The 24976-nt window shown below is 40.3% G+C and carries 21 protein-coding genes; 10 read left to right on the forward strand and 11 right to left on the reverse strand.

The genetic code is table 11. The features are described from left to right. Window positions 1-60: 60 nt before the first annotated feature. On the forward strand, window positions 61-642 hold the full coding sequence (locus G7Y56_RS13265; protein ID WP_165044162.1) for a thermonuclease family protein: 582 nt from the start codon (window positions 61-63) through the stop codon (window positions 640-642). A gap of 61 nt (window positions 643-703) precedes the next feature. Here G7Y56_RS13265 and G7Y56_RS13270 read toward each other — a convergent pair whose 3' ends face one another. Further along, complete coding sequence (locus tag G7Y56_RS13270; protein ID WP_165044164.1) at window positions 704-1372, reverse strand: TonB-dependent receptor plug domain-containing protein; 669 nt, start codon at window positions 1370-1372, stop codon at window positions 704-706. 247 nt (window positions 1373-1619) lie between these two features. Here G7Y56_RS13270 and pnp point away from each other — a divergent pair, with 247 nt between their 5' ends. The 5 genes from pnp (at window position 1620) to G7Y56_RS13295 (ending at window position 6956) form a co-directional block, all read left to right on the forward strand. Next, window positions 1620-3791 carry a polyribonucleotide nucleotidyltransferase gene (gene pnp / locus G7Y56_RS13275; protein ID WP_165044166.1) on the forward strand — a complete coding sequence of 724 codons (2172 nt, stop codon included), beginning with the start codon at window positions 1620-1622 and terminating at the stop codon, window positions 3789-3791. 336 nt (window positions 3792-4127) lie between these two features. Continuing rightward, window positions 4128-4769 carry a DUF4136 domain-containing protein gene (locus G7Y56_RS13280; RefSeq protein WP_165044168.1) on the forward strand — a complete coding sequence of 214 codons (642 nt, stop codon included), beginning with the start codon at window positions 4128-4130 and terminating at the stop codon, window positions 4767-4769. Window positions 4770-4961: 192 nt separating this feature from the next. Beyond that, the gene (locus G7Y56_RS13285; protein ID WP_165020852.1) at window positions 4962-5411 is read left to right on the forward strand and encodes a sigma-70 family RNA polymerase sigma factor; all 450 of its coding nucleotides are present in this window, start codon (window positions 4962-4964) and stop codon (window positions 5409-5411) included. A gap of 11 nt (window positions 5412-5422) precedes the next feature. Further along, complete coding sequence (locus G7Y56_RS13290) at window positions 5423-6019, forward strand: hypothetical protein (protein WP_165044170.1); 597 nt, start codon at window positions 5423-5425, stop codon at window positions 6017-6019. 28 nt (window positions 6020-6047) lie between these two features. Beyond that, a complete protein-coding gene (locus G7Y56_RS13295; protein WP_165044172.1) occupies window positions 6048-6956 on the forward strand; it encodes a TraB/GumN family protein in 909 nt (302 codons plus the stop codon). A 107-nt stretch (window positions 6957-7063) separates the two neighbouring features. Here the strand turns inward: G7Y56_RS13295 and G7Y56_RS13300 are convergent, their stop codons facing one another. Genes G7Y56_RS13300 through G7Y56_RS13315 form a run of 4 tightly spaced genes read right to left on the reverse strand, consistent with a single transcriptional unit; the run spans window position 7064 to window position 12314 of the window. After that, entirely contained in the window at window positions 7064-7780 is a 717-nt protein-coding gene (locus G7Y56_RS13300) for a hypothetical protein (protein WP_165020163.1), read from the reverse strand. A gap of 11 nt (window positions 7781-7791) precedes the next feature. Next, a complete protein-coding gene (locus G7Y56_RS13305) occupies window positions 7792-8502 on the reverse strand; it encodes a M15 family metallopeptidase (protein WP_165044174.1) in 711 nt (236 codons plus the stop codon). Further along, complete coding sequence (locus tag G7Y56_RS13310; RefSeq protein WP_165044176.1) at window positions 8489-9334, reverse strand: hypothetical protein; 846 nt, start codon at window positions 9332-9334, stop codon at window positions 8489-8491. The genes G7Y56_RS13305 and G7Y56_RS13310 overlap by 14 nt, the downstream gene beginning before the upstream one ends. After that, window positions 9312-12314, reverse strand: coding sequence for a glycoside hydrolase family 3 N-terminal domain-containing protein (locus G7Y56_RS13315; RefSeq protein WP_165044178.1), 3003 nt, complete (start codon window positions 12312-12314; stop codon window positions 9312-9314). Before G7Y56_RS13315 ends, G7Y56_RS13310 begins: the two co-directional genes overlap by 23 nt. Before the next feature lie 1671 nt (window positions 12315-13985). Here G7Y56_RS13315 and G7Y56_RS13320 point away from each other — a divergent pair. Both G7Y56_RS13320 and G7Y56_RS13325 read left to right on the forward strand, forming a co-directional pair. Next, complete coding sequence (locus G7Y56_RS13320) at window positions 13986-14984, forward strand: AAA family ATPase (protein WP_165044180.1); 999 nt, start codon at window positions 13986-13988, stop codon at window positions 14982-14984. 349 nt (window positions 14985-15333) lie between these two features. After that, on the forward strand, window positions 15334-15774 hold the full coding sequence (locus G7Y56_RS13325) for a carboxymuconolactone decarboxylase family protein (RefSeq protein WP_165044182.1): 441 nt from the start codon (window positions 15334-15336) through the stop codon (window positions 15772-15774). Between the two features lie 103 nt (window positions 15775-15877). On the opposite strand, the gene G7Y56_RS13330 is transcribed toward G7Y56_RS13325, so the two are convergent. Next, on the reverse strand, window positions 15878-19039 hold the full coding sequence (locus tag G7Y56_RS13330; protein WP_165044184.1) for a valine--tRNA ligase: 3162 nt from the start codon (window positions 19037-19039) through the stop codon (window positions 15878-15880). Window positions 19040-19169: 130 nt separating this feature from the next. Here G7Y56_RS13330 and G7Y56_RS13335 point away from each other — a divergent pair, with 130 nt between their 5' ends. Both G7Y56_RS13335 and G7Y56_RS13340 read left to right on the forward strand, forming a co-directional pair. After that, window positions 19170-20009, forward strand: a complete 840-nt coding sequence (locus tag G7Y56_RS13335; RefSeq protein WP_165044186.1) for a polymorphic toxin type 23 domain-containing protein — start codon at window positions 19170-19172, stop codon at window positions 20007-20009. Between the two features lies 1 nt (window position 20010). Further along, window positions 20011-20592 (forward strand): hypothetical protein, encoded by a 582-nt coding sequence (locus G7Y56_RS13340; RefSeq protein ID WP_165020922.1) that lies wholly within the window; start codon window positions 20011-20013, stop codon window positions 20590-20592. On the opposite strand, the gene G7Y56_RS13345 is transcribed toward G7Y56_RS13340, so the two are convergent. From G7Y56_RS13345 to rplS, 5 genes are all read right to left on the reverse strand, one after another. Next, window positions 20585-21058, reverse strand: a complete 474-nt coding sequence (locus G7Y56_RS13345; protein WP_165044188.1) for a hypothetical protein — start codon at window positions 21056-21058, stop codon at window positions 20585-20587. The genes G7Y56_RS13340 and G7Y56_RS13345 overlap by 8 nt on opposite strands. 35 nt (window positions 21059-21093) lie before the next feature. Further along, entirely contained in the window at window positions 21094-21405 is a 312-nt protein-coding gene (locus G7Y56_RS13350; RefSeq protein WP_165044190.1) for a hypothetical protein, read from the reverse strand. Between the two features lie 7 nt (window positions 21406-21412). Next, on the reverse strand, window positions 21413-22804 hold the full coding sequence (locus tag G7Y56_RS13355) for a transglycosylase SLT domain-containing protein (protein WP_165044192.1): 1392 nt from the start codon (window positions 22802-22804) through the stop codon (window positions 21413-21415). A gap of 25 nt (window positions 22805-22829) precedes the next feature. Then, complete coding sequence (locus G7Y56_RS13360) at window positions 22830-23786, reverse strand: nitronate monooxygenase family protein (protein ID WP_165020926.1); 957 nt, start codon at window positions 23784-23786, stop codon at window positions 22830-22832. 107 nt (window positions 23787-23893) lie between these two features. Continuing rightward, window positions 23894-24259: a 50S ribosomal protein L19 gene (rplS, locus tag G7Y56_RS13365; RefSeq protein ID WP_165020927.1), complete on the reverse strand. Its 366-nt coding sequence runs from the start codon at window positions 24257-24259 to the stop codon at window positions 23894-23896. Between the last annotated feature and the right edge of the window lie 717 nt (window positions 24260-24976).

The following is a 24976-nucleotide window of genomic DNA, read 5'->3' on the forward strand; positions in this document are numbered from 1 at the left end:
AAAAGCAAACGTAGATACACAAACTATCCAACCAGATATCGCGTCAACCAATAAATATAAATGGCAAAAAGGAAGAGAAAAAAGCAGTCGGGTGTAGAGAAGAATATTCGCACCATACTTGCAATTATCATAGCATTAGTTACTGTCTTCGGTGGATCGAAAATATATGACTTAGATCTTTTCCCGACCGAGACACCTGACAATAAGCAGACAGAAGCAATAATTGTAAAACCCAACGATAAGCTTAACGGTAAAATTATCCGTATATCGGACGGAGACACAGTAGTCTTATTAGATAGCCTAGGTACGCATCATAAAATAAGACTTGATGGGGTCGACTGCCCAGAGACAGGGCAAGACTTCGGAACTAAAGCGACCAACTTCACAAAAGACCTGTGTATAGATAAACACATCACTGTAGATGTAGTTGGCACAGACCAATATCAACGCATATTGGGGGTAGTATATGTTGATGATATAAATATAAATGAAGAACTGCTTAAAAACGGATTGGCATGGCGATATAAGTATAATAAATCGCCACGCTATCTTGAACTGGAAGAGGATGCACGCCTCCGTAAAATAAATATTTGGAGCATGAAAAATCCGGTAGCACCTTGGGATTTCAGAAAGAACAATTAATAACCTCCAGTACATCACTAATAGTCAACACATTGGAGGCGAAAGATTAACATATAGGTAACTATTTCTTCGTTTTAATTATAATAACCCCACTTGCTCCCCGTGTGCCATAGCCGGCACCATCTCTTATTACCTCTATACTTTCTATAGTTTGAATATCTAATGACGAATCGACATCAGCGAGACTTGAATATTCCGTATTATCTACTATAATAAGCGCCGCACTTTTCAAATTTATAGAGTTATCTCCTCTAAAACGGATTCCAATAGCGCCATCTACCCCTGTATAAACGTTTGCCCCGGCAAATCTCCTCTTTATAAGTTCTGATACCTGATTAAGTCCCGAGTCTACGATTTCTTCCCGAGTCATTTTATCTCCTCTGGGAGCGCGCTTCTTATAGGAATATTCATGAGTTGTTTTTTCAGTACCATTATCGACATCGAATGTTTTCTTATCAAGAACAATATTAAATACATTTTTATCTTTTACAGCAATTAAGGCCTCCGTATAAGTCGATATTTTAATAACCAAAGTATCACTTTCGTTAACATCACTTAAAGAGAATGCACCGTCTTTGAGTGTTTCTACTTGATTGAACTGTCCTTTAATCTTGACGACTAAATTCTTCTTCGGCTTCCCTTTACTGTCGAAAATTGCACCTGAAATATCCTTGCCTTTCATTACTAACACCGAGAGAATGTAAAAACAGATTAATAGTAGCTTTTTCATAGTCAGATTAGGTTAAATGGAGAATAGGTTAAAAAACACCGGATATAACCAGTTACGTATCAGGTTATATCTCAAAGATAAAATAATTTTACTTAATATTTGACTTCTGAAATAAAAATCACCAACGACCCTCAGAAATACTTATTACTTTCTTTTACACAGCTATCTTTTACAGCATCAGCCCTCTATATATGAAAAACTTTGTGTACATTTGTGCGATTTTAAGAAGTTTAGAAAAAAAGAAATTATGATGAATCCGATTACAAAAAGTATCGATTTAGGTGATGGAAGGTCTATCACCATTGAAACCGGAAAATTAGCAAAACAAGCCGACGGCTCTGTTATGGTACGCATGGGTAACACCATGATGCTAGCAACAGTGTGTGCAGCAAAAGATGCTAAACCGGATGTAGATTTTATGCCACTACAAGTAGAATACAAGGAAAAATTTGCGGCATTCGGCCGTTTTCCCGGTGGCTTTCAAAAGAGAGAAGGACGTGCTTCAGATTACGAAATTCTGACATGTCGTTTGGTTGACCGTGTGCTTCGCCCATTGTTCCCAGATGACTATCACGCTGAAGTATTTGTTAATATTATATTGTTTTCTTCAGACGGAATAGATATCCCTGATGCACTTGCAGGTCTTGCTGCTTCAGCAGCTCTTGCTGTATCTGATATTCCTTTCAACGGACCTATCTCGGAAGTGAGAGTGGCTCGTATAGATGGCAAATTTGTGGTTAATCCGACATTCGAACAACTTGAAAAAGCGGATATGGATATCATGGTAGGTGCTACTATGGACAATATCATGATGGTAGAAGGCGAATTTAAAGAAGTGTCAGAAGCAGAAATGCTTGAGGCTATCAAAGTTGCGCACGAAGCCATTAAAGTACAATGCCAAGTTCAATTAGAACTAATGGAAGCTTGCGGTACGACTAAAAAACGTGAATACTGCCACGAAACAAATGATGAAGACCTACGCAAAGACGTATGGGCTAAATGTTACGACAAAGCATATGCTGTAGCAACATCTTGCAACACGAATAAACACGAACGTGGTGATAACTTTGCTGCAATCGTTGACGAATATAAAGCAACTCTTACAGAGGAAGAACTAAAAGAAAAAGGTTCTCTTATCTCACGTTATTACCATGATGTAGAGAAAGAAGCTATGCGCCGTTCTATCCTTGACGAAGGTAAACGTCTTGATGGACGTTCTACTACCGAAATCCGTCCTATCTGGAGCGAAGTAGATTATCTACCGGGAGCTCACGGATCGGCCATCTTCACTCGTGGAGAGACTCAATCGCTTACAACTGTTACTTTAGGAACAAAAATGGATGAGAAAATCATCGATGATGTTCTTAACAACGGCAGAGAGAGATTCCTTTTACATTACAACTTTCCTCCATTCTCGACAGGTGACGCTAGACCACAACGTGGTGTTGGTCGTCGCGAAGTAGGACACGGAAATCTTGCTCACAGAGCACTTAAACCAATGATCCCTACAGACTATGCATACGTAATACGTATTGTATCTGAGATTCTTGAATCGAACGGATCATCGTCTATGGCTACTGTATGTGCCGGAACTCTTGCCCTAATGGATGCAGGTGTTAAAATCAAAAAACCGGTAACAGGTATTGCAATGGGACTTATCTCTGAGAAGAAAGGTACAAACTTTGCTGTACTATCTGACATCTTGGGAGACGAGGATCATTTAGGTGATATGGACTTCAAGGTATGTGGAACAAGAGACGGTATCACTGCTACTCAAATGGATATAAAAGTAGATGGTCTATCGTACGAAATTCTTGAGAAAGCATTGAACCAAGCTCGTGAAGGTCGCCTTCACATCTTAGGTAAAGTACTTGAAACAATCGCTGAACCAAGAGACGACTTCAAACCAAATGCTCCGCGTATCGAAGTTGTAATTATCGGTAAAGAATTTATTGGTGCTGTAATCGGACCTGGTGGAAAGATTATTCAAGGTATCCAAGAAGAAACCGGTGCTGTAGTTACTATCGAAGAAATTGACGGATACGGACGTGTTGAAATATCAGCTAACAACAAGGTAGCTATCGACGCTGCTATGGCTAAGATAAAAGGCATCGTTACTGTCCCTGAAATAGGTGAAGTGTACGAGGCTAAAGTTCGCTCTATAATGCCTTACGGTGCATTCTGCGAATTCTTACCGGGCAAAGATGGCTTGCTTCATATCTCTGAGATCTCTTGGGATCGTATCGAAGATATGGAAAATGCAGGACTAAAAGAAGGTGATATCATCGAGGTGAAACTTGTAGATATCGATGCGAAATCGGGTAAAATCAAACTCTCTCGCAAAGTTCTCCTTCCTCGTCCTCCAAGACCTGAAAGACCAATTATCAAACAAGATAACGGTAACAACCCCGAAGCTTAAATAGTTAATTCTATTCACATATAAAGAGGCTGGCTCAATAAGAGTTCAGCCTCTTTTTTTGCCTTATCAGTAATGTTAACCTTTAAAGATCTATAGTCCAAATAATATATGAGCTTCGCCACATATTATTTCTAACGCACACTACCTATTATAAATTAGATAATTACCCAACAATCGATGAACATTATACATTAAAGTTATGTTATAGAAAGTAAAAGTTAAAAGATTTACATGAATTCGTAAATATTGCGAAACAATAAACGCCTTTTTTTGTTAATTAATATAGAAGCAAATAGAATTAATATTAGGATTTATAAAAAAGAAAATTATAAAATTATGAGAGCATTTAAGTTTTTTTCGCTAGTACTATTTAGCGTACTGATATTTACCTCATGTAAATCGTCACTGACCGTATCTACCGACTATGATCGTAGTGTAGACTTCTCGAAATATAAAACATTCGGTATCTATAAGCTAGACACTGAAGCGCAAACTATCACCGAATTGAACAGAGCACGCATATACTCATCAATAAAAGCAGCTTTGATAGAAAGAGGACTTACCGAATCGGAAAATCCTGATTTATTGGTAAATGCCTTAGCTTTTGTTGAATCGAGAGAATCTCATTCCAGTTCCACTATGACTACCGGTATGGGTATGGGCATGGGCGGCATGGGTATGGGTGGTATGATGATGGGTGGATTTCACCGACCTTACATGTGGGGTGGCCCTATGATGATGGGTGGATCTAGCGTATCTCGTACTCAACACAATGTAGATATTTATCACAAAGGATCGTTATTGATAGACTTGATAGATGCTAAACAAAACACACTTGTTTGGCATGCAGCAGGTAACCGCGACATCGATAAGAACTTCGGACGCGATGCAGATGCAAGAATTATGAAATATGTTACTCAAATGCTTGCAAGCTTCCCTCCTGCAACAATCGTAAATTCAACAGTGAAGTCTAAGTAAAATCACTATAACAGAAAATTAAAGAAAAAGCTGCTCCTTTGTGGGCGGCTTTTCTTATCTTATGCAAACAATAGATTAATAGTGTAAATTCATTTTTCTCGTTAAATTTGTGATTATATAAACAGATATGCGACTGATAAGAAAACAACAATTGTAAATCAAAAAAAACGGTAAAAGTTGGATAAGCAGTTTATGACGATGATACAGCAGAACGAAGGTATCATTTACAAGGTTGCCTCTTTTTACACCGATAAAGAATATCCCATAGGAGACCTTTATCAGGAAATTGTACTCAACCTTTGGAAATCATATCCTTCATTCAGGGGCGAGAGCAAATATTCGACATGGATATACCGCATCGCTTTGAACACATGCGTATCGTTCTATCGGCGTAGCACGAGAAATATCAACATAGTTGATATTGCGATCGACATACCCGATATAACTGACAACAACGACCAGATAAAAGAATTGTATAGTCTCATAAACAGACTGGGAAAAATAGAACGGGCATTGGTTCTACTCTATCTTGACGATAAGTCTTATAAAGAAATAGCAGAGATTACAGGGTTAAGCGTAACCAACGTAGCCACAAAGCTAAATAGGACTAAAGAGAAGATGAAACAGATGTCGAACAAGTAACACTATCTATTATGGATTTAGACAATATAAAAAAGAGTTGGCAAGAAAGAGAAATAAAGCCAACAATAAGCGAAGAGAAAATTCAACGAATGCTCGATAACAGAGGCAAAAATGCATTAGAGAATTTAATGACATTCGAAAAATGGGGATTACTTGTCGGTCTTCTATGCCTACCTTGTTCCTTTATTTTCGACGAAGATTTCTTATTTTTTTTCTATTTAGCCAGTGTTATTTGCATGCTAATATGGCAAACATATAAATATAAGTTTCTGAAAAAAATCAATCTTTCAAAAATAGGAATATTAGACATCTCAATTGCAATTACAAAATATAGAAAGTATATATTCGCCGAACTTATTCTTGCCATTCTCTGGATATTTATTTTTATGGGAAGTTTTCTATACTTGAAAATATTTAAGCGAATATTTGCCCATTTAGAAGAAACAAGTACCTTCAACCTTTCCATTACGCTTTCTATTGCTATTGGTACTATATTTACATTAGCTCTAACCGCATACGTTTTATACCGCTATATCTATATGCAAAACATAAAACAGATAGAGAAATCAATAGCCGAAATTAAAGACTTCGAGCAGGACAACGGGTAATATTAATCATCTAACATCAAAAGTTATAATGAAAAAAACATTTATCACTTTAGTCTTACTGATATTTACAGCAACAATAGCTTCGGCTCAGGATATAAATAAGCTTTCCGGCTCGCTATTATGGAAAATATCGGGTAACGGCATTACACGGCCTTCGTATATAGTAGGTACTCACCATCTGGCTCCTGTAAGCTTTACAGACAGCATATCGGGCTTGAAAGAAGCCTTAAACGCAACCAATCAGGTAGTAGGAGAAATACTTATGGGTAATGAGGCAGAAATGCAAGCCAAACTGCTAAAAGTAGCAATGATGCCTGACGGCGAAACTTATCATACACTCTTATCGAAAGAAGATTATGAAATACTCGACAAAGGCTTGAATGAGGTATTAGGCGTAGGTCTCGACAAGGTAGGCAGAATGAGACCGGGCATTTTATCGACACTCTACAGCCTGGCTTTATACACAAAGCTATATCCTGAATATAAAATGGGACAAGAGTCTATCGACGAATATCTACAACGTACTGCAAATGATAATGGTAAAACAATACTCGGACTGGAGAGCATCGAAGATCAGGTTCATGCACTATTAGACTCCGAACCAATGGAGGCACAGATAGAAGTATTGATATGTACGGTAAGTAATAACAGCTTCGAAAAAGAAACGGCAGACCTGCTAAACGATTACTATTATGCAGGAAACCTGACCGGGATGTACAATCTAGCATTAAATGATCCGAATGATCCCTGCCCGACATCGAAATCTCATAAAGATGCTTTATTGAGAAACAGAAACAACAAATGGATAGGTGAACTACCTGCCATAATGAAAGATAAACCCAGTATGATAGCCGTAGGTGCATTGCATCTGGCAGGTGAAGAAGGACTTCTTTATCAATTATCGAAATTGGGATATACAGTGGAAGCTGTAAAATAAGGAATCTAACAACAATTAGATATAAACACTACTATGAAGAAGCCCCGTAATTGTGATAATTACGAGGCTTCGCTTTTTTATTTCAAGAGAATAAACTTATATCAAATTTAAAATAACTGACCAGATCGGACATATACCTGAGATTTGCCACGATTGTCTACCGACCATAAAACATTATAAACGGCAGAACCCGATCCGTTAGTAGCACTGATATATACCATTCTGCTGATAGGATCGTAAAAGACAGACGTATTCTCAAGAATCGGTTCGAACAAATAATCGAACAGACTTCTTGGTATTGTTGTACTCCTTCCCTTTACAGTTACTACTATCGATTGATAACGTCTTGTAGGGAATGAATTGACAACGCCCATAGCTTGTTTAGTACCTACCATGCGGCGACCGTCAGCACCTTCCTTAATCGTTCTGTCGCCCGCTGCAACATTCGATGTAGAAACAACTACACGTATAGAATCGTTTCTGAATGAGATATTACCATGAGCCGACAAGCGTTCTACTTCTATTAACTCCTGATCGCGAACATCTTCCGTAAAATTACTATTTACATAACCTGACTCTATATCTCCTGTCGCTGTATAATAATCGGCCTTTCGCCATGGCAGTACATCCCTATCTGCCTGATAGAGAAACAAGACCGAACCATTTGGCATAGTCGCCTTCACCTGACCCTCGTCGGCCATTCTTTCATAAAGCTTTGCAGACCCTCTTATCGAATCCTTTACTATCGCAAATTGAGCGGACTCAGTTTGAGCGTAAAGGCTCAACGAAAAGAATACACATAAAAATAAATACACTCTTTTCATAATCATAATAATCATTGAATTACTTTATACGATTGTTTTGCTTCCGTTAACGGTACGGCATTAAAATGCCACCACTCTCCCCTTATAGTCTGGTATCCGGCCGATACCATCACTTTGCGCAACAGTTCCCTATTCTTCACATGTGCAGGTGTAATAATACCCTTCTGCACAAGTTCTGCCTCTTTATTGATCTGCGCAGCATATCCAAGATGATCGAAAGGTGTACCCATCTCCAATGGTTTCCCATTCAGATCGCAGATAGTGAGATCGACTGCCATACCATAATTGTGCAACCCTGTTCGTGCAGGATTGGCCACATAAGGTGCTTGCGGAGTACCCTGCACCACCTTATACATCTTACGCTGCACACTCAACGGACGGGCAGCATCGTAGACCAAAAGCGTCAGTTTAGGATTAAGCTCCTTCAGATATTTCTGAGCCTTTGCCAGCTTCTTAGCCGCTAAAGGATGCAGATATGCATTGTTAAGTGTATCGTAAAGAATCACATTAGTGAAATTATCGGTCGTTGCATACTTCAATTCTACACGAATAGTAGAATCTAGGGTATGAATATTTACCATACCGCTTTTCTGCAAATGTGCTTCGATTGTAGACCGTTTTTTTCCTGCCTGCTGTGCTTGCAGGGGTGAAGTTGTTCCTGATATAAAAATCAAGAAAAGAACTATTGCCCAATATTTATTCACCCTATTATTCTTTATCATCCGATTCATCGTCTTCAATATACTCTCTCCTCAATATTTCATCTATCAATGGGTACTCTTGCGAGTATTCGTCCGAATTATTCAATCTGTCGAGTGCCTGATATGCAGCTCTCAGAGATTCGAGGGTTATTATATCCTCTTGGTTGGCTCCCGTTTGCGGGTTATCCATAAACCAATCGAGTACATTCTCGAAATCAGACTTCACTGCGGCGTAGAGAGCCATTGCCGTTTCGGTATTACCTACCTGCTCCATCAGTTGTGCAGACTCTATCATATCGGGGCCAACCATATTTTTGTAATGCCCCATAATAGCCAGCGTAATCTTCGTTTTCATAAGAGTAACGTCCAGTTGCCGCTGCGCTTCTTCTTTCAGTTTATAATAGTACGCATAGTTGGTAAAAGCCGAGCGTATTCCTGCTGCTTCCATCCATACTAAAGCACCTATCGGATTTTCGGGATAGTCGTTGGCTTCTTTCTGTACATTGGCTACAATGTCTTCGAGCGACAAGAACAGCTTGTCGATAACCTTCAGGCTGACATCGTCGTACTCACCGTTTATATCTAAAGCATAAAGCAGCTTCACTAAATTATTGAAAAGGGAACTATTGTCAGGCTGAATCGTTACAAAGTCATGGTTTTCCAACGTAAAGCTCTCACCTACCGAGAATAGTTCTCCCAGTATAATATCCAATGTTCTCTTTGGCTGGTCTTGTTCTCCCGAGAGATGAGCCAACAAAACATCTGTATTATTACTAAGAATAAGATTCCAGATATACTGATTATCATCATCAAAGAATAATTTCAGCGAATCAGTTAATTGTAGTTGCGCCATTACTTGTCTTTATTGCTTTATAAATTTCTTCCTGAATGCGAGAGCGAATCGCTAAACCGGTAATTCCTTTATGGGTACGTTTCGGATATACTCTGTTCGACAGGAATATATATATTAACTTATTATCGGGATCGATCCAAAAACAGGTCCCTGTAAATCCCGTATGACCATAGGTATTCATAGGAGTACTTATGCTCGTCGGGCTCGATTTGCTTGTTCGCGGTTCGGGTCTGTCAAAACCCAGACCTCTGCGCGATGTTGGGCTTTGGGTAGATGTAAATAAATTACATGTCTTTTCAGACAAGTATCGTTCATCGCCATAAACACCTTTATTGAGCCACATCTGATAGAGCTTCGCCAAATCGTTGGCATTCGAAAACAAACCTGCGTTGCCCGATATTCCACCCATGAATGCCGCTCCTTCGTCGTGCACATATCCTTGCAGGAGTTGTTTGCGTAAGAAGTCATCCTGCTCGGTGGGTACAATCTGGCTTTTATCAAACTTGGTCAACGGATTGTAAGTCGTTGTTGTTGCTCCCAGTCCACGAAAGAAATTATCCTGAACAAAAGCGTTCAAATCTTCCTTTGCCTCCCTTTCTATAACCTCTTTGAGTAGCATAAAGTTCAAACAACTGTACAAATATGACTTTCTTTTTCGCAATGTGGAACTTGCAATAGACGACAGAATAGTGTCTTTATAAGCCCGATTGACATACAAGCCATCGGCTAAAGGCAAGAAACCATCTTGCGGTTTAGACGATACAAGATTCGATTTATACTTATAATCGGTACGCGCCCATGTATTGGCATCGAACTCTGCCAGAAAAGGCGAACCCTCACTTCGGTCGAACAGCTTGCCTGCATAACTTGTCTTATCTATCGCATCCATATAGTAAGGGATGAAAGATGTCAGCCCTGTTTCGTGAAAGAGTGCCTGTCTTACCGTTATATCCGACTTGTCCGTACCCTTAAGTGCAGGCACAGAGTTGCTGAGAGGATCGTTGAGTGTTATCTTTTTCTCATCGTAGAGTTTCATTATAGCAGGGATGGTTGCCGATGCTTTGGTCATAGAAGCTATATCGTAAATATCGTCATTTGTAACGGAACGCTTGCCATCGTACTGAAACGAACCGAACGAGCGATCGTAAATCACTACACCGTCTTTGGCTATCAATACCTGACAACCGGGAAAAGCCTGCCCTTTTATTCCTTCGTTTACAATAAACTCTATGCTATCCAGTTTATTGGATTGAATACCCACTGCTTCGGGAAGGTTATAACTTAGTCTTACTTTTTTCGTATCGACACCGTTACCCATTTTGAACAATCCTTTTACCGATACTGGAATTTTACCGTTCACCACATTTCCACCGAATATAGCTTGCGCCGCATACTCCTGAGCCAGTGTCGTATTTTCGTAAGCCAATACAACAGCATCGGCACTCTTGACAGACTGCGAATAAGATGTCATTCGGTACGGTACGACGAAGAAGGTAAGAATCAGATTCTTTCCCTCGCTGATGTTTCCTATTGCTGCATCTGCATTTCCTTTATTGTTATGAACAGATACTATAATGGTATTATATGGTTCTAAGTCTTTTTTTAGTTTAAGCAGACCTTCGTTGTCGGCAACTGTAAACAGTGTCACATCAGCATATTTTTTCAGTGTATTCTGGAATGTCCTGTCGGATGTTGCACCCACGGCTATTGCTGCTATCTTCCGTTCGTCGAGTTTCTTTAATGGAACGATCGACACATCGTCTTTCAATAACGTAATTGCACTCTTGTTCAGTTCCCTGTTCAACCAATCGGCATAAGGGGTATTCAGCTGCTTTTCTAAATCCTTTGTTTCGACAGGCTTTACGTTATTCACGCCCAGAATATATTTGTAAGCAAGCACTTTCTTGCATTTTTCGTTTATCAGTTCTTCGCTCAACGTCTTATCTGCAACCGCTTTTTTAACGGCTTCGTATTCTTTGGCAGGATACATCGGGCCGAGCAAGATATCGTTGCCTGCAAGCAAGGCTCTGACACAATGGTTATCTTCGCCCGAAACACCTTTCATTTGTAAGCCGTCGGTAAATATCAATCCCGTGAAACCTAATTCGTTTTGGAGCAAACCTGTCACCACATTTTCCGACAGCGAACTCGGCTGCGTCTTTTTATCTAATGCGGGAATATTCAGATGAGCAGTCATAATACCCGACAGCCCTGCTTTGATATATCTGTCGAAAGGGAGTAGTTCCACCTCATCCAATCGTTCTCTGCTGTGTGGGATAAGTGGTAATGTATAATGCGAGTCTTTCGACGTATCGCCATGTCCGGGGAAATGTTTCGATACAGCCATTACGCCTCCTGCTTCGAGTCCTTTGGAATACATGATTCCTTGCTGTGCCACACGCTCGGGGTCTTCTCCAAACGAACGGTTACCGATTACAGGATTATTAGGATTGCTGTTCACATCCATATCGGGTGCAAAGTTTACCTGAATACCCATAAGGCGGCATTGGCGTGCTACTTCCATCCCGTAGTAATACAACAGGGAGTCGTTTTGTATAGCACCTAACATCATATTTCGTGGAAACTGCGTTGTATTCTGCAAGCGCATCGACAAGCCCCACTCGCCATCGAGAGAAATCATCAAAGGAACTTTAGCCACACGTTGAACGGCATTAGTCAGTTCTGCCTGATCGGTAGGTGTACCTTTCGAGAACAGGACACCTCCCAGATTGAGATCGCGCACCTGTCCTTCTATCTTCGCTGTGTTTGAAGTCGAACTGCTCCCGTCGGCGACCACAACAAATAGTTGTCCGATACGCTCGTCCATCGTCAAACGATCGAAAACCGAATCGACCCACTGATTCATTTTTGCCTTATCGGCAGATTGGTATAATGCCGGAATGGTCTTTGAGCGATCTTTGGCGGTAAGTGTTACGAAACAAAACAGGGGTAATATGATAATTGAAATAAGTTTCTTCATGTGTTCTAGTTGATGATAATTTATGCTAAAATACTGCATAGCTAATATACAAATTTAACAGGAATATATTTAGCGGAAAACTTTAGCCCAATTAGTAAACATAGATTAACACAAAAAAGTTGACTTACAACCCTTGTCAATATTTGGTATTAATAGCATATTGTAAACTTCGCAGGTGCGTAAATGCGTAAAAGTGCGTAAAAAATATGCATGTTTACGCATTTACGCACTTTACGCATATACCCTCTAAGGAGGGATTGGCTATACCCTGTCATTCCGAAACGCAGTGAGAAATCTCCCCTTATATTACAATAAACTAGATGACAGATGCTTCCTGTCGTCAGTATGACGGAGAGGTAATTTGTTATACTTCTCTACACTCCTCCCCTTGGGAGAGGTAAGGAGGGGTTACCTATATATACTCTGTCATCCCGACTTGCAAAGAGGGATCTGCTCCCAGATAATATAAAGTATATAACAGATTCCTCGCTGTGTTTCGGAATGACAAAGAGAGTAAGAAGTGTTGTTTATCTACTGCGTAAAATGCGTAAAAGCTGTGCATGTTTACGCACTTTACGCAAATATTCTCTGAGAAGAGATTGCCTATACTCTGTCATCCCGAACTGTAAGGAGGGATCTGCTCTCTGATAATACAGAGTATATAACAGATTCCTCGCTGTGTTTCGGAATGACAAAGAGAGAAGTCATATTTGCCTAGTGCATAAACGTGCAAAGGCTGTGTATGTTACACAACTTTATGGACTTCATATCGGGGAGAAAAAAACAGGGAGTCAAACAGACGCAACCAGAAATTTGGCGCAGTTAAGCCCGACTTTCATCGGGCTTATCCTTCTTCTAGGTAATCGGTCAATGCGACAAAGGCATCAACGGATATTATGCTTGTGAAAGCAAAATATTTAGGTGGTTTTTTTAATTTGCGGTACAAAAATAATCAAATAATTTCAAGAAAAAAAATTACGACAAATAGATATTCAGCATAACCAATCTTTTTTATTGTATATTTAACTGTCAAATAGAATAGACCCGGATAGAAAAAACACAGACAATCACAATTCTATTTTTATTTATATCATTAACCACTTATTCTCAGAGTGATCACCGTAAGCTGGCAGATAGTCTGAAATATGTATATGCAGTGCCATATATCGAAAGCCTAGCTGATGCGTAAAGTGCGTAAATGCGTAAAAGATATACATGTTTACGCACTTTACGCAGTAAACAAACACCACTTCTTACTCTCTTTGTCATTTCGAAATGTAGTGAGGAATCTATTATATACTTTATATTATCTGGGAGCAGATCCCTCTTTGCAGGTCGGGATGACAGAGTATATATAGGTAACCCCTCCTTACCTCTCCCAAGGGGAGGAATGTAGAGAAGTATAACAAATTACCTCTCCGTCATGCTGACGACAGAAAGCATCTGTCATCTAGTTTATTGTAATATAAGTGGAGATTCTTCACTACGTTTCGGAATGACAGAGTGGATAGTATAACATTAGCTCAGACTGCGTAAGGTGCGTAAATGCGTAAACATGCATATTTTTTACGCACTTTTACGCATTTACGCACCAAATATTCAAAAGATTTTTCTTCTCATTTATCTATGATTTAAACAAGGTAAAGTTTAACTAATATAATAAATGACAATATGTTTGAATATTTAGATTCAGTAGTAGATGACCTAAAAAAACGTGAGGCGGAAGACCGAAGCAGAGAAGCAGGTTTCTTTTATATACGGACAGCCAACGAATGTATAAAAGATGCGAGTAAACAGAAAGTACCACGCGATTTGTTCCATTCACTGATATTCGAAAAAGAGATTACCTTCCTGTTTGCTGATACGGGTGTAGGTAAATCTATATTTGCGGTGCAGATAGCCAACGAGATCAGCAGCAAACAGAAAGTACTGTACCTCGATCTTGAGTTATCTGAAAAACAGTTCGAGAACCGTTACTCACAGAACTACGACAATCATTATAAGTTTAACGATAATCTTTACAGGATAGACTTTCAACGTCAGTTTTCACTACCTCAAGGTGTACACTACGATGACTTCTTTATCGAATCCATTATCAAGCTTATCGACAAAACAGGGGCAAAGATTATTATAATAGATAATATGACCAAACTGATAAGCTCCGACACGGATAGTGCCAAATCGGCAAAGCCATTGATGGACAAGCTGTGTGACCTTAAGTTTGAATATGGATTGACTTTATTATTGCTCGAGCATACACGCAAGACAGACATGAGCCGACCTGTTACCCTCAACGATCTGCAAGGGTCTAAGATGAAATCGAACTTTGCAGATGCAGCCTTTTGCATAGGTCGTAGCAGCAAACATAAGAATCTAAGATATATCAAACAATTGAAATGCCGCAGTGCCGAAATAATCTACGACGCCAGCAATGTGCCTGTATATGAACTGACGAAAGAAGATTCGTTTCTCAAATTCAAGTTCGTAGGCTACGAATATGAGTATGAACATCTGCGGTATCAGACCGAAGATAATGATAAGGAACAAATAGTAAGTCAGATATTGGAGCTGAAAGAACAGGGCTTATCTAACAGGGAGATAGCACACAAGCTGGGGATATCGGAAGGGACGGTAAGGTATAGGGTAAAGAGCCTCGCCAATCCTTCCTAACCTTTCCTAAAAGGAGGAATGCAGAGAGGTATAACGAAATTGCCTCTCTGTCATGCTGACGACAGGAAGCATCTGTAATCTAGTTTGTTGCAATATAAGGAGAGATTCCTCACTGCGTTTCGCAATGACAGGGTATAGCCAACCCCTCCTTAGAGAGTATTATATGCGTAAAGTGCGTAAATGCGTAAACATGCACATCTTTTACGCACTTTACGCACTCCCTACGCACCCGATTTATATGATATGTTGTTCCGTTAAAAATTCATTACGACTGACGTTCTTAAACCAGATTAATTTTATTTGCGCGAAATTTGTATAGCTTTGTTTTGTTATAAATAAACAAAAAGTTATGGAAACAAAAAGAATAAAAATACATGAGGTTGCTCCCCAAGCATACAAAGCTATGGTGGGATTGGAAACATATTTGCACAGCACATCTTTGTCTGCCATAGAGAAAGAGTTGATTAAAATACGTGCGTCGCAAATAAATGGTTGTGCTTATTGCCTGAATATGCATACCAGAGATGCCCGCAAAATAGGTGAAACAGAACAGCGTATCTATATGTTGAATGCATGGCATGAAACGGATTTATACACAGATACTGAAAGAATTATACTTGCTCTGACTGAAGAAATAACGTTGATCAGTGAAGGTGGAGTGTCGGACGAAACGTATCAGGAGGCAGCGACATTGCTAGGTAAGGATAAGCTGGCAGAGGTAATTATGGCAATTATCACCATCAATGCATGGAATAGAATTGCAATAAGCACATTGCTCCCTTTAGACTAAGCTACTCTTCGGTATTCATTAAATAAAAAGAGGCTATCCATTACGGGTAGCCTCTTTTATGTATGTATTTGTTTTGCTATGTAGCCAGTCTCTTTTCAGAGGCTTACTTACTCAAATTAGCAATACTTTCTTTTATCGTATTAATCTTACTTTGGGCATCAGCCTGTTTCTTGCGTTCGTTTTCTACGATTTCGGGTTTTGCGTTGGCTACAAACTTCTCGTTGCTTAGTTTTGCAGCTACCGATTTGAGGAAACCTTCGAGGTAGATCAGCTCTTCGTTCAGCTTAGCCAGTTCTTCTTCTACATTGATATTGTTACCCAATGGTACTGAAAATTCGGTAGTACCGACAAGGAACGATGCGGCTGTGGCATCTTTTTCTGTAACAACTGAAATAGAAGTGAGGTTGCCCATTTTAGAAATAACAGGATTGAAAGCATTGTTATACTCTCCTACTATTTCCAACGATAATTCGTCTTTGCTGGCGATACTCTTTTGTAGACGTATTGTTCTGATTCCCGACACGATCTCTTTTACCTTATCGAAAGATGATAGTAAATCGCTGTCGATCGTTTTACCTTTAGGCATTTCGGCAACCATGATACTTTCGTTTTCTTTTCTGTCAGCCAATACCTGCCATAGTTCTTCGGTGATGAATGGCATAAACGGATGAAGCAAGCGAAGCAACGAGTCGAAGAATCCGAGAGTAGCTTCGTATGTCTTGGCATCGATAGGTTTCTGATAAGCTGGCTTGATCATCTCTAAATACCAAGACGAAAATTCGTCCCAGAATAGTTTGTACAACGACATCAAGGCTTCCGACAGACGGTATTTACCGAAAGAGTCTTCCACTTCTGCAATTGTTTTAGCTAATATATTCTCGAACCATTCGATAGCTATCTTAGCCGATTCGGGTTGCTCTATCGTATTGTCTACTTCCCATCCTCTCACAAGGCGGAAAGCGTTCCATATCTTATTGTTGAAGTTACGCCCTTGCTCGCAAAGGCTTTCGTCGAATGGCAAGTCGTTACCGGCAGGAGCGGTTAGCAAAAGTCCCATGCGTACACCATCAGCACCGTATTTATTCATCAGTTCGATAGGGTCGGGCGAATTGCCCAGTTGCTTAGACATCTTGCGTCCCTCTTTATCGCGAACGATACCAGTAAAATATACATTTTTGAAACATGCTTCACTGCGATATTCATATCCCGCCATAATCATGCGAGCCACCCAGAAGAAGATAATATCGGGCCCCGTTACCAAGTCATTGGTAGGATAATAGTATTGAATCTCTTTATTCTCCGGATTGTTTATACCATCGAAAACAGATATAGGCCACAACCACGATGAGAACCACGTGTCGAGACAATCCTCATCCTGACGCAAGTGGAAGCCTCCCCCTGCCCTTCCTAAAGAGGGGTATTTAGCTATTGCTGCTTCCCTTGCTTTTTCTTCATTTTCAGCAACTACAAAGCCCCAACTTCCCCCTTCGGGGGGACTGAGGGGGGCTTGTATGTAGTATGTAGGTATCTGATGTCCCCACCACAATTGGCGGCTGATACACCAGTCTTTGATATTCTCCATCCAGTGACGATAGGTATTCTTGAACTTCGCAGGATAGAATTTTATAGTATCGTCTTCCACTGCATCGAGTGCAGGTTTGGCAAGATGTTCCATTTTTAAGAACCATTGCATCGACAGTTTAGGCTCGATAGGCACATGTGTGCGCTCCGAGTAGCCCACCTTGTTGGTATATGCTTCTGCTTTTTCGAGCAGGCCTAGTTGTTCGAGGTCTTTCTCTATTTTTTTACGAACATCGAAACGATCCATGCCTTCGTATTGAAGTCCGTGTGCGTTAAGCGTTCCGTTATCGTTGAAAATATCGATAGCTTCGAGGTTGTATTTCTCACCCAGCATATAGTCGTTCACATCGTGAGCAGGTGTCACTTTAAGGAAACCTGTTCCGAATTCCATATCTACATAGTCGTCTTCGATGATAGGAACTACACGATTAACGATAGGCACAATTACTCTCTTACCTTTCAGATGTGCCGTTTTAGGATCGTTCGGATTGATACAAACGGCTACGTCACCAAAGATAGTTTCGGGGCGAGTAGTGGCGATAACGATATAGTCAGAATCTCCAGCCCCCTCAACTCCCCCCAAGGGGGAGCTACAGAGAGGGTCTTTTTCTGATGCTTCCGAGTTGGAAAGCGAGTCTTGTATTTTTTGTAGAACTGCTTCGGTGTTGGCTATAACTTCTTCGTTCGAGAAGCGCATCACCTGATAACCTAAGTTTTCTAATATTTCTGTTCTTAGTTGATCTGCTTTTTCAATTTCGGGTTCGTTATGATATTTGCCATCAACTTCTATTATCAGCTGTTTAGAAAGACAAATAAAATCAACAATAAAATTCTCTATAACGTGTTGACGTCTGAATTTATCGCCTAACTTCTTAGCTCGCAACATTTCCCAAAGAGCACTTTCTGCTTCAGTGGAGAATCTGCGCATATCCTTAGCATGCTCTTTCAGCAAATCGTAATTCTCACACTTAGCTGTCTGATATTTATGATATTTGGATGCTTCTGCTTCTGTTTGCGCCACTTCTGCGCCAGCCAAAGCTCCCCCTTGGGGGGAGTTGAGGGGGCTCGGGCTTATCTTATACCTCAGATAATACAGCTTACCATGTTCTTCCTTATGTATAACTTCTTCGTCCGAAAGGGCTGTTTTAGCCTGTGGATCCCAGTTTACCATGCGTACACCACGGTAGATAAGTCCTTTGTTGTATAGGTCGACAAATACTTTGAATACACTCTCCGAGCGTTTCTCATCCATAGTGAAGCACGTACGATCCCAGTCGCACGAAGCACCGAGTTTCTTTAATTGTTCGAGAATAATACCTCCGTGTTTGTGTGTCCATTCCCAGGCATGCTCCAAGAATTCGGGACGGCTAAGGTCGTTCTTATTAATGCCTTCGGCTGCCAGTTTGCCAACAACTTTGGCTTCGGTGGCAATAGAAGCATGGTCGGTACCCGGTACCCAGCAAGCATTCTTACCCATCATGCGGGCACGACGAACAAGTATATCCTGTATCGTATTGTTGAGCATATGCCCCATGTGCAGTACACCTGTGACATTAGGCGGTGGGATAACAATAGTAAACGGTTCGCGACTATCGGGTTCTGAATGGAACAGATTGTTTTTGAGCCAGTACTGATACCATTTATCCTCTACCTCGGCAGGGTTGTATTTGCTTGCAATTTCCATGTTTATATAATAAGTACTAATTAGTCGGTTTATATATACGAAACAGGTCGGTGACCTTAAATTCGCTAAAGGGTACAAAAATACGAAATAGTTTATATATTTTTGCTGTAAATCACTGCGAACATACAAAATGAGTTATATACAAAGACGAAATGAAGTGGGAAACCGAACAGGACTAAGTATAGCTTATCTACTTCTTTTCCTTCTTTCAGTTCCATATATCAATGCTCAGAACAGGATTCATTTCGATAATGACGATATAACATCCCTCACTTTCAGACCAAACAAACCTACCGGATTCAGTGTATCGATGTCGGTAGTAGCCATGTTCACAGCAGGTGCAGCAGATCGTTCGGGCTTCCGCTTAGGGGGTGGTATCACTGTTGCACAGACCGTTGGCGACTGGACTTTCTCTACCGGATTCGATGCCTACAAAGCAACGGAGAAGTTCGGATTGGGAACTAGCTTTGCAGGTACATCCTACTACGACGGCAGATATGGCGCATCGTATTATGTCAACAGATATTATCAGGAAGGAAAGCAGATATCGGCCATAGTAGGAGTCGAAGCGCACGACTTTAAAATTAATTTCGAAGATGATATACTCGCCTTTCCGTTCACAGGATTTGCGGCTTACGATCGTTACAGAACAGCAGCACTGGAGTTACAATACAAAGGTTTTGTTCTGGGCACGAATGTATATACAACCGATATCAATGGTATGACCGATGCATCTTTCCACAATAGCAATGGCATTTATACCGACGGAAAACAGATATCAAGCCCTATCTATCTCGGCTACACAACCAACAATGTAATACTCCGCTACGGACTGAACAGCAAGACCGGCGGTTTTGTGGGTCAAAATGCGTGGCATCGGAAACTATTCAATACGCCTGATTTCAAATCGGGTGATTATCGCAATAAGTTTATTCAGATAGGTGCTTACAAACCATATACATTATACTGATATGAAGCGAATTATCTTTATCATAATCTCCGTAATACTGATGTGCAGTTGTGCATCACGCCCCAAAGGCTTTACCTATCTGCATAACGATACAGATACAGGTTTAGATACATTGATCGATACAGATGGATATTACACCGTGCAGCGAGCATGCGATTCTACTTTTCATTCTCTCTTTATGTTTTATCCCAATGGTTTATTTACAATAGCAACCACGAGCGAAATGTTGCCCGAACTGATCGATTGTTTTGAAAACGGAGGAAAATCTACTATCTGCAAATATCCTCTTTGGGGTACTTACAGAATAGAAGGCGATGTAATAAAAACACAAGTAATAAGGACGGAGGGGAACGGCTGTGTTATTTTCAGAGATTATAAGATAGGTTCGGATAGAAGTATTATAAACATAAGCGATTATATCCGTCCCGAAAACACCAATCTGGGCTATATGGCTAACTATCCCAGCTTCACAGAGAACCCATGCCCGACTGCGGCAACGTTTCATCCCTCAACTACAAAGAGAGAGATAAAGGATTGTCCACTGCTGAAAAAGAGATGGTTCTCGATCAGGCAATCTAAATAAAGCGATCAGCCCAATAACCCGGAAGACCCAAATGCAGACGAATCGTTTTATAAATAGCCTTTTCGTGCGTAAAGTCTATCTCGGCAAATAGAAATGTGTAAATATATGACAATGAAAGTACTACGATTGAAGCCAGAACTATTAAGGTGAATAATTTATTTTTCTTTAATCGAAATTTCTCAACACTAAAGAGTCGCAGTCCGCACACTGTAAGAAAGAAAATTGCAATATAGTAGATCAAAAAGTCTATCGCAAAATATACAGGATTGAAGAATGTGTTGAGCGAAGTCGCTTTATTGTCGGTCAACCAAATGAACGGAAAACCAAAACCTCTGTATGTGTCATCGATTTCATCTCCATAAGGAATATAGCTTTCCAGATGAAAACTGAAAGACAATAAGAAAAAACATATAATTGTGATAAAAAATGCAAGAATCAGTGTATTTAGATTGAACTGCTTTTTCATATTTTACATCTCTGTTTTATTTTCGATTAGCCCCGTCATACGCCAATCGACCTTAGCCTAATGAGTATATAGATCAATGCAATGACCGTAGGTGCAATCAGAGACGAAACATAAATTTCAGTATTGAAACTTATATAAGTACAGACAAGCCCACCCAATATGATTGCTACCCCTGCACAAATCAACGACTTAGATATAACACCAACCGCCTGTTTCAACTTATCAGCTTTGTTGGGCGAATCGAGGGTATCATCATAACCGGCTATAAATCGAGGGTTTATCTGAACTAAGACTCCTGATAAAATGATAAGCAAACCCATAATGGCTGATATTTGTATTCTAATCATAATCAACTTATTGTTTATTCGTAATCCTCCTAAACCGCTCGGTAGTAGAAAGCACATCGTTCACATACCTGATAGTCTCGCCACCTCTGAAATATCCACTCTTACATACAGGGTCGTTGTAATATTCGGGATTGCTTTTCAGCTCCACATACTTCTTCACATTGCCTTCCCATACAGCAGGATCGGCACCATATTTCGATGCCAGAGCCTGAGCATCGTTGATGTGTCCGTTGCCACCATTGTAGGCAGCGAGTACAAATTTAATACGCTCATTGGGGTCACTTACATTTTTAAATATCTTGTCGAGCCTATCCAGTAGTTGTATGGCTGCATCTATACTAAGTTCGGGATTCATCCGATCGTCGCTCGACAGCCCCAACGACTTGGCGGTACGAGGCATCAAGCCCATTATGCCTGCTGCTCCTGCCCACGATGTGAGATTATTCTGGAAGCGTGATTCGTGATAAGCCACAGCAGCAATCAGATGCCAGTCGTACTTAGTACCTTCGGCATGTTTCTTGAATAGTTCATCGTAAACGGAGATAGAACCTTTGGGCAAATTCTTAGGAATCTCGTACTCTCCATCGAATGTGCGCTTGCTCAACTCGAAGTACTTTTTGGTAATACCTTTATATACAGGAGTGTTATCATTCTCCGCAAACCAATCGTTCAAAGCCTGTGCCAGAAGGGGTGTATCTTTCCTTACAGCCCACGAAGAGCGCTGATCGAAACTGATAGGAAGCGATATATCTATATTACGGTAATAAGTACGGTTCAGCTTGGCGATATACTCGTCGCTTATCGTATATTTTATTTTACCCAGCGACACCATCTCGATGAGGTCTTCGCTCGTAATAGTATCTTGCTCAACATCTTTGATAATGATACCTCCGCCCAGTTCGGCATTGAGGTTTTTGAGGCGTTGATGGTATTTCGTATTATGCTTTACATAAACTTCTTTACCGATAAGGTCGGTCACATCCTGTATCAGGGTATCACCCTTGTTGGCTTGTTGCACCAACACCTGATGCGATACCTGAGACAAACCACAGTAGATGATAGAATCTTTCAGTTCGTTTTGTATAGGCAGTTCGTAGGCAATCAGATCCCCCTCACCGTTATGAAGCATCTCGACAAGGCGATTGACATTTTCGGCAACCTTTACATTGAGTTTCAATCCGTGATGATCGCAAAAGTCCTGGGCAAGATCGTAATCATATCCCATCGGTTCTTCCTTGTATATAAAATAAGAGGTAGAGCTATTCAACGTGATAATCGTTAATTCGCCCTTTGCCAATATCTGGTCAAAATCATGTACCGCATTCTCTTTCTTACTCTTACACGAGAAAGAGAGGATCAAGATACCAAGAAGAGGCAGGATGAAACGAAACTTACCCATCGGATTTTATTTTGATTACGTTTTCTTAAAACTTCGAATCTGCCGTTATCAACTTATCTATCTTGCTGTTATATTCGGCAATAACATCTTCTACCACTTTGGCGGCTGATGGCAGGTCGTCGATAAGAGAGCTTATCTGTCCTATTTCGAGTTCGCCATTCGACAAGTCTCCTTCGAAAATGCCTTTCTTCGATCTGCCACGACCCAACAATTCACGTATTTCGTCTGCCGATGCACCTCTGTCTTCCATCGTTTGCACAGCATTGTAGAAGTCGTTCTTGATCATACGTGTAGGGCTTAGTTTCTTCAACGAAAGCATTGTATCTCCTTCTTTGAGTCCGATGCACAGTTCTTTAAATTCTTTCGATGCCGAACTTTCTTGTGTGAGTGCAAAGCGTGAACCCATTTGTATACCTTCCGCACCCAGAGCAAAAGCGGCGAGCATACCATCTCCTGTACCGATACCACCGGCAGCGATAAGGGGAATAGACAGGCTTTTTCTTACCTGAGGGATAAGTACCATTGTCGATGTTTCTTCACGACCGTTGTGTCCTCCGGCTTCGAAACCTTCGGCAACAACTGCGTTTACTCCTGCTTCTTCACACTTCAGTGCAAATTTTGAACTGGAAACAACATGCGCCACAATGATACCGTGATCTTGCAGTTTCTTTGTCCATGTTTTAGGATTTCCGGCAGAAGTGAAAACTATCTTAACACCCTCTCCTACGATTATATCCATAATCGTATCTATTTCGGGATACATAAGCGGCACGTTTACCCCGAAAGGTTTGTCTGTTGCAGCCTTGCATTTTTGGATATGTTCGCGCAGCACTTCGGGATGCATCGATCCTGCACCGATAAGTCCTAAGCCTCCTGCATTACTTACTGCCGAAGCCAGACGCCAGCCGCTGCACCAAACCATTCCACCCGAAATGATGGGATATTTTATACCGAAAAGTGATGTTACTCTATTATTTTTCATTTATTATTTTGTTTTATTTCGTATGCAAATATAACAAAAACAAAAGAGCCTGCTTAATAGCAGACTCTTTTATATTTCGTATCGTTTGGTAAAAGTCGGGAATCAGATTACGCTTCTTTCTTAGAAACGAAACGTTTTTCTTTGATTCTGGCTTTTTTACCTGTAAGACCACGTAGGTAATACAATTTAGCACGACGTACTTTACCAACTTTGTTTATAGTAATACTATCGATAAATGGAGATTCGATAGGGAAGATACGCTCAACACCGATGTTATCAGACATTTTACGAACTGTGAAACGTTTTTTGTTTCTATGTCCTGTAATCTTGATTACTACACCACGATATTGCTGAACACGTTCTTTGTTACCCTCTTTAATACGGTAAGCGATTGTTACTGTATCTCCACTTTTGAATGCAGGAAACTCTTTTCCTGTAGCAAATGCTTCTTCTGCAACTTTAATTAAATCCATGATTGATATGGTTTTATTGTTATAATACACGCAATATACACGAGCGTCTCCCGTCAGAGATTACGTTAGCGGATGCAAAATTATAAATATTTCTTGAATATGCAATAGCTTAATCGCCTTTATTGTAGAGAATTGTAGAGAAAAGGGATTTTAGCCTCTCTAACTCTCCCAAAGAGGGGCTGCAAAGAGAGTAGGAGGAGTAATTATAAATTATGAATTAGCGTCTCTCTGTCATTCCGAAACATAGTGAGGAATCTACTATATGCACTATATTATAATAGTGGCGACAGATCCCTCACTGCGTATCGGGATGACAGGGTCAGGGTACAAGCATGGCAGAGCATAAGATAACTCCCTACTACCCCAAGGACAAAAACACGAAGAGAATATATAAATGCGTAAGGTGCGTAAAGAATGTACACGTTTACGCATTTACGCAGCAGACATAGTTAATAGTATATCCTCTCTGTCATTCCGATACGCAGTGAGGAATCTATTATATCCATTGTATTATAAGAGAACAGATCCCTTCTTACAGGTCGGGATGACTCTTATATTTGTTTTATAATTTACTATTCAAAAAGCAAGGTTAATTTTATTCTTTTGTTGTAAAAAAGTAGAGATTAACCGATTATCAAAAGTAAACTATGGGATGACATAAAGTTGAAACTTTATTTCTTGAATTAGACTTTTGATAATCAAGCTGAAGATACCATA

Source organism: Dysgonomonas sp. ZJ709, from assembly GCF_011039195.1.
GTDB lineage: Bacteria > Bacteroidota > Bacteroidia > Bacteroidales > Dysgonomonadaceae > Dysgonomonas.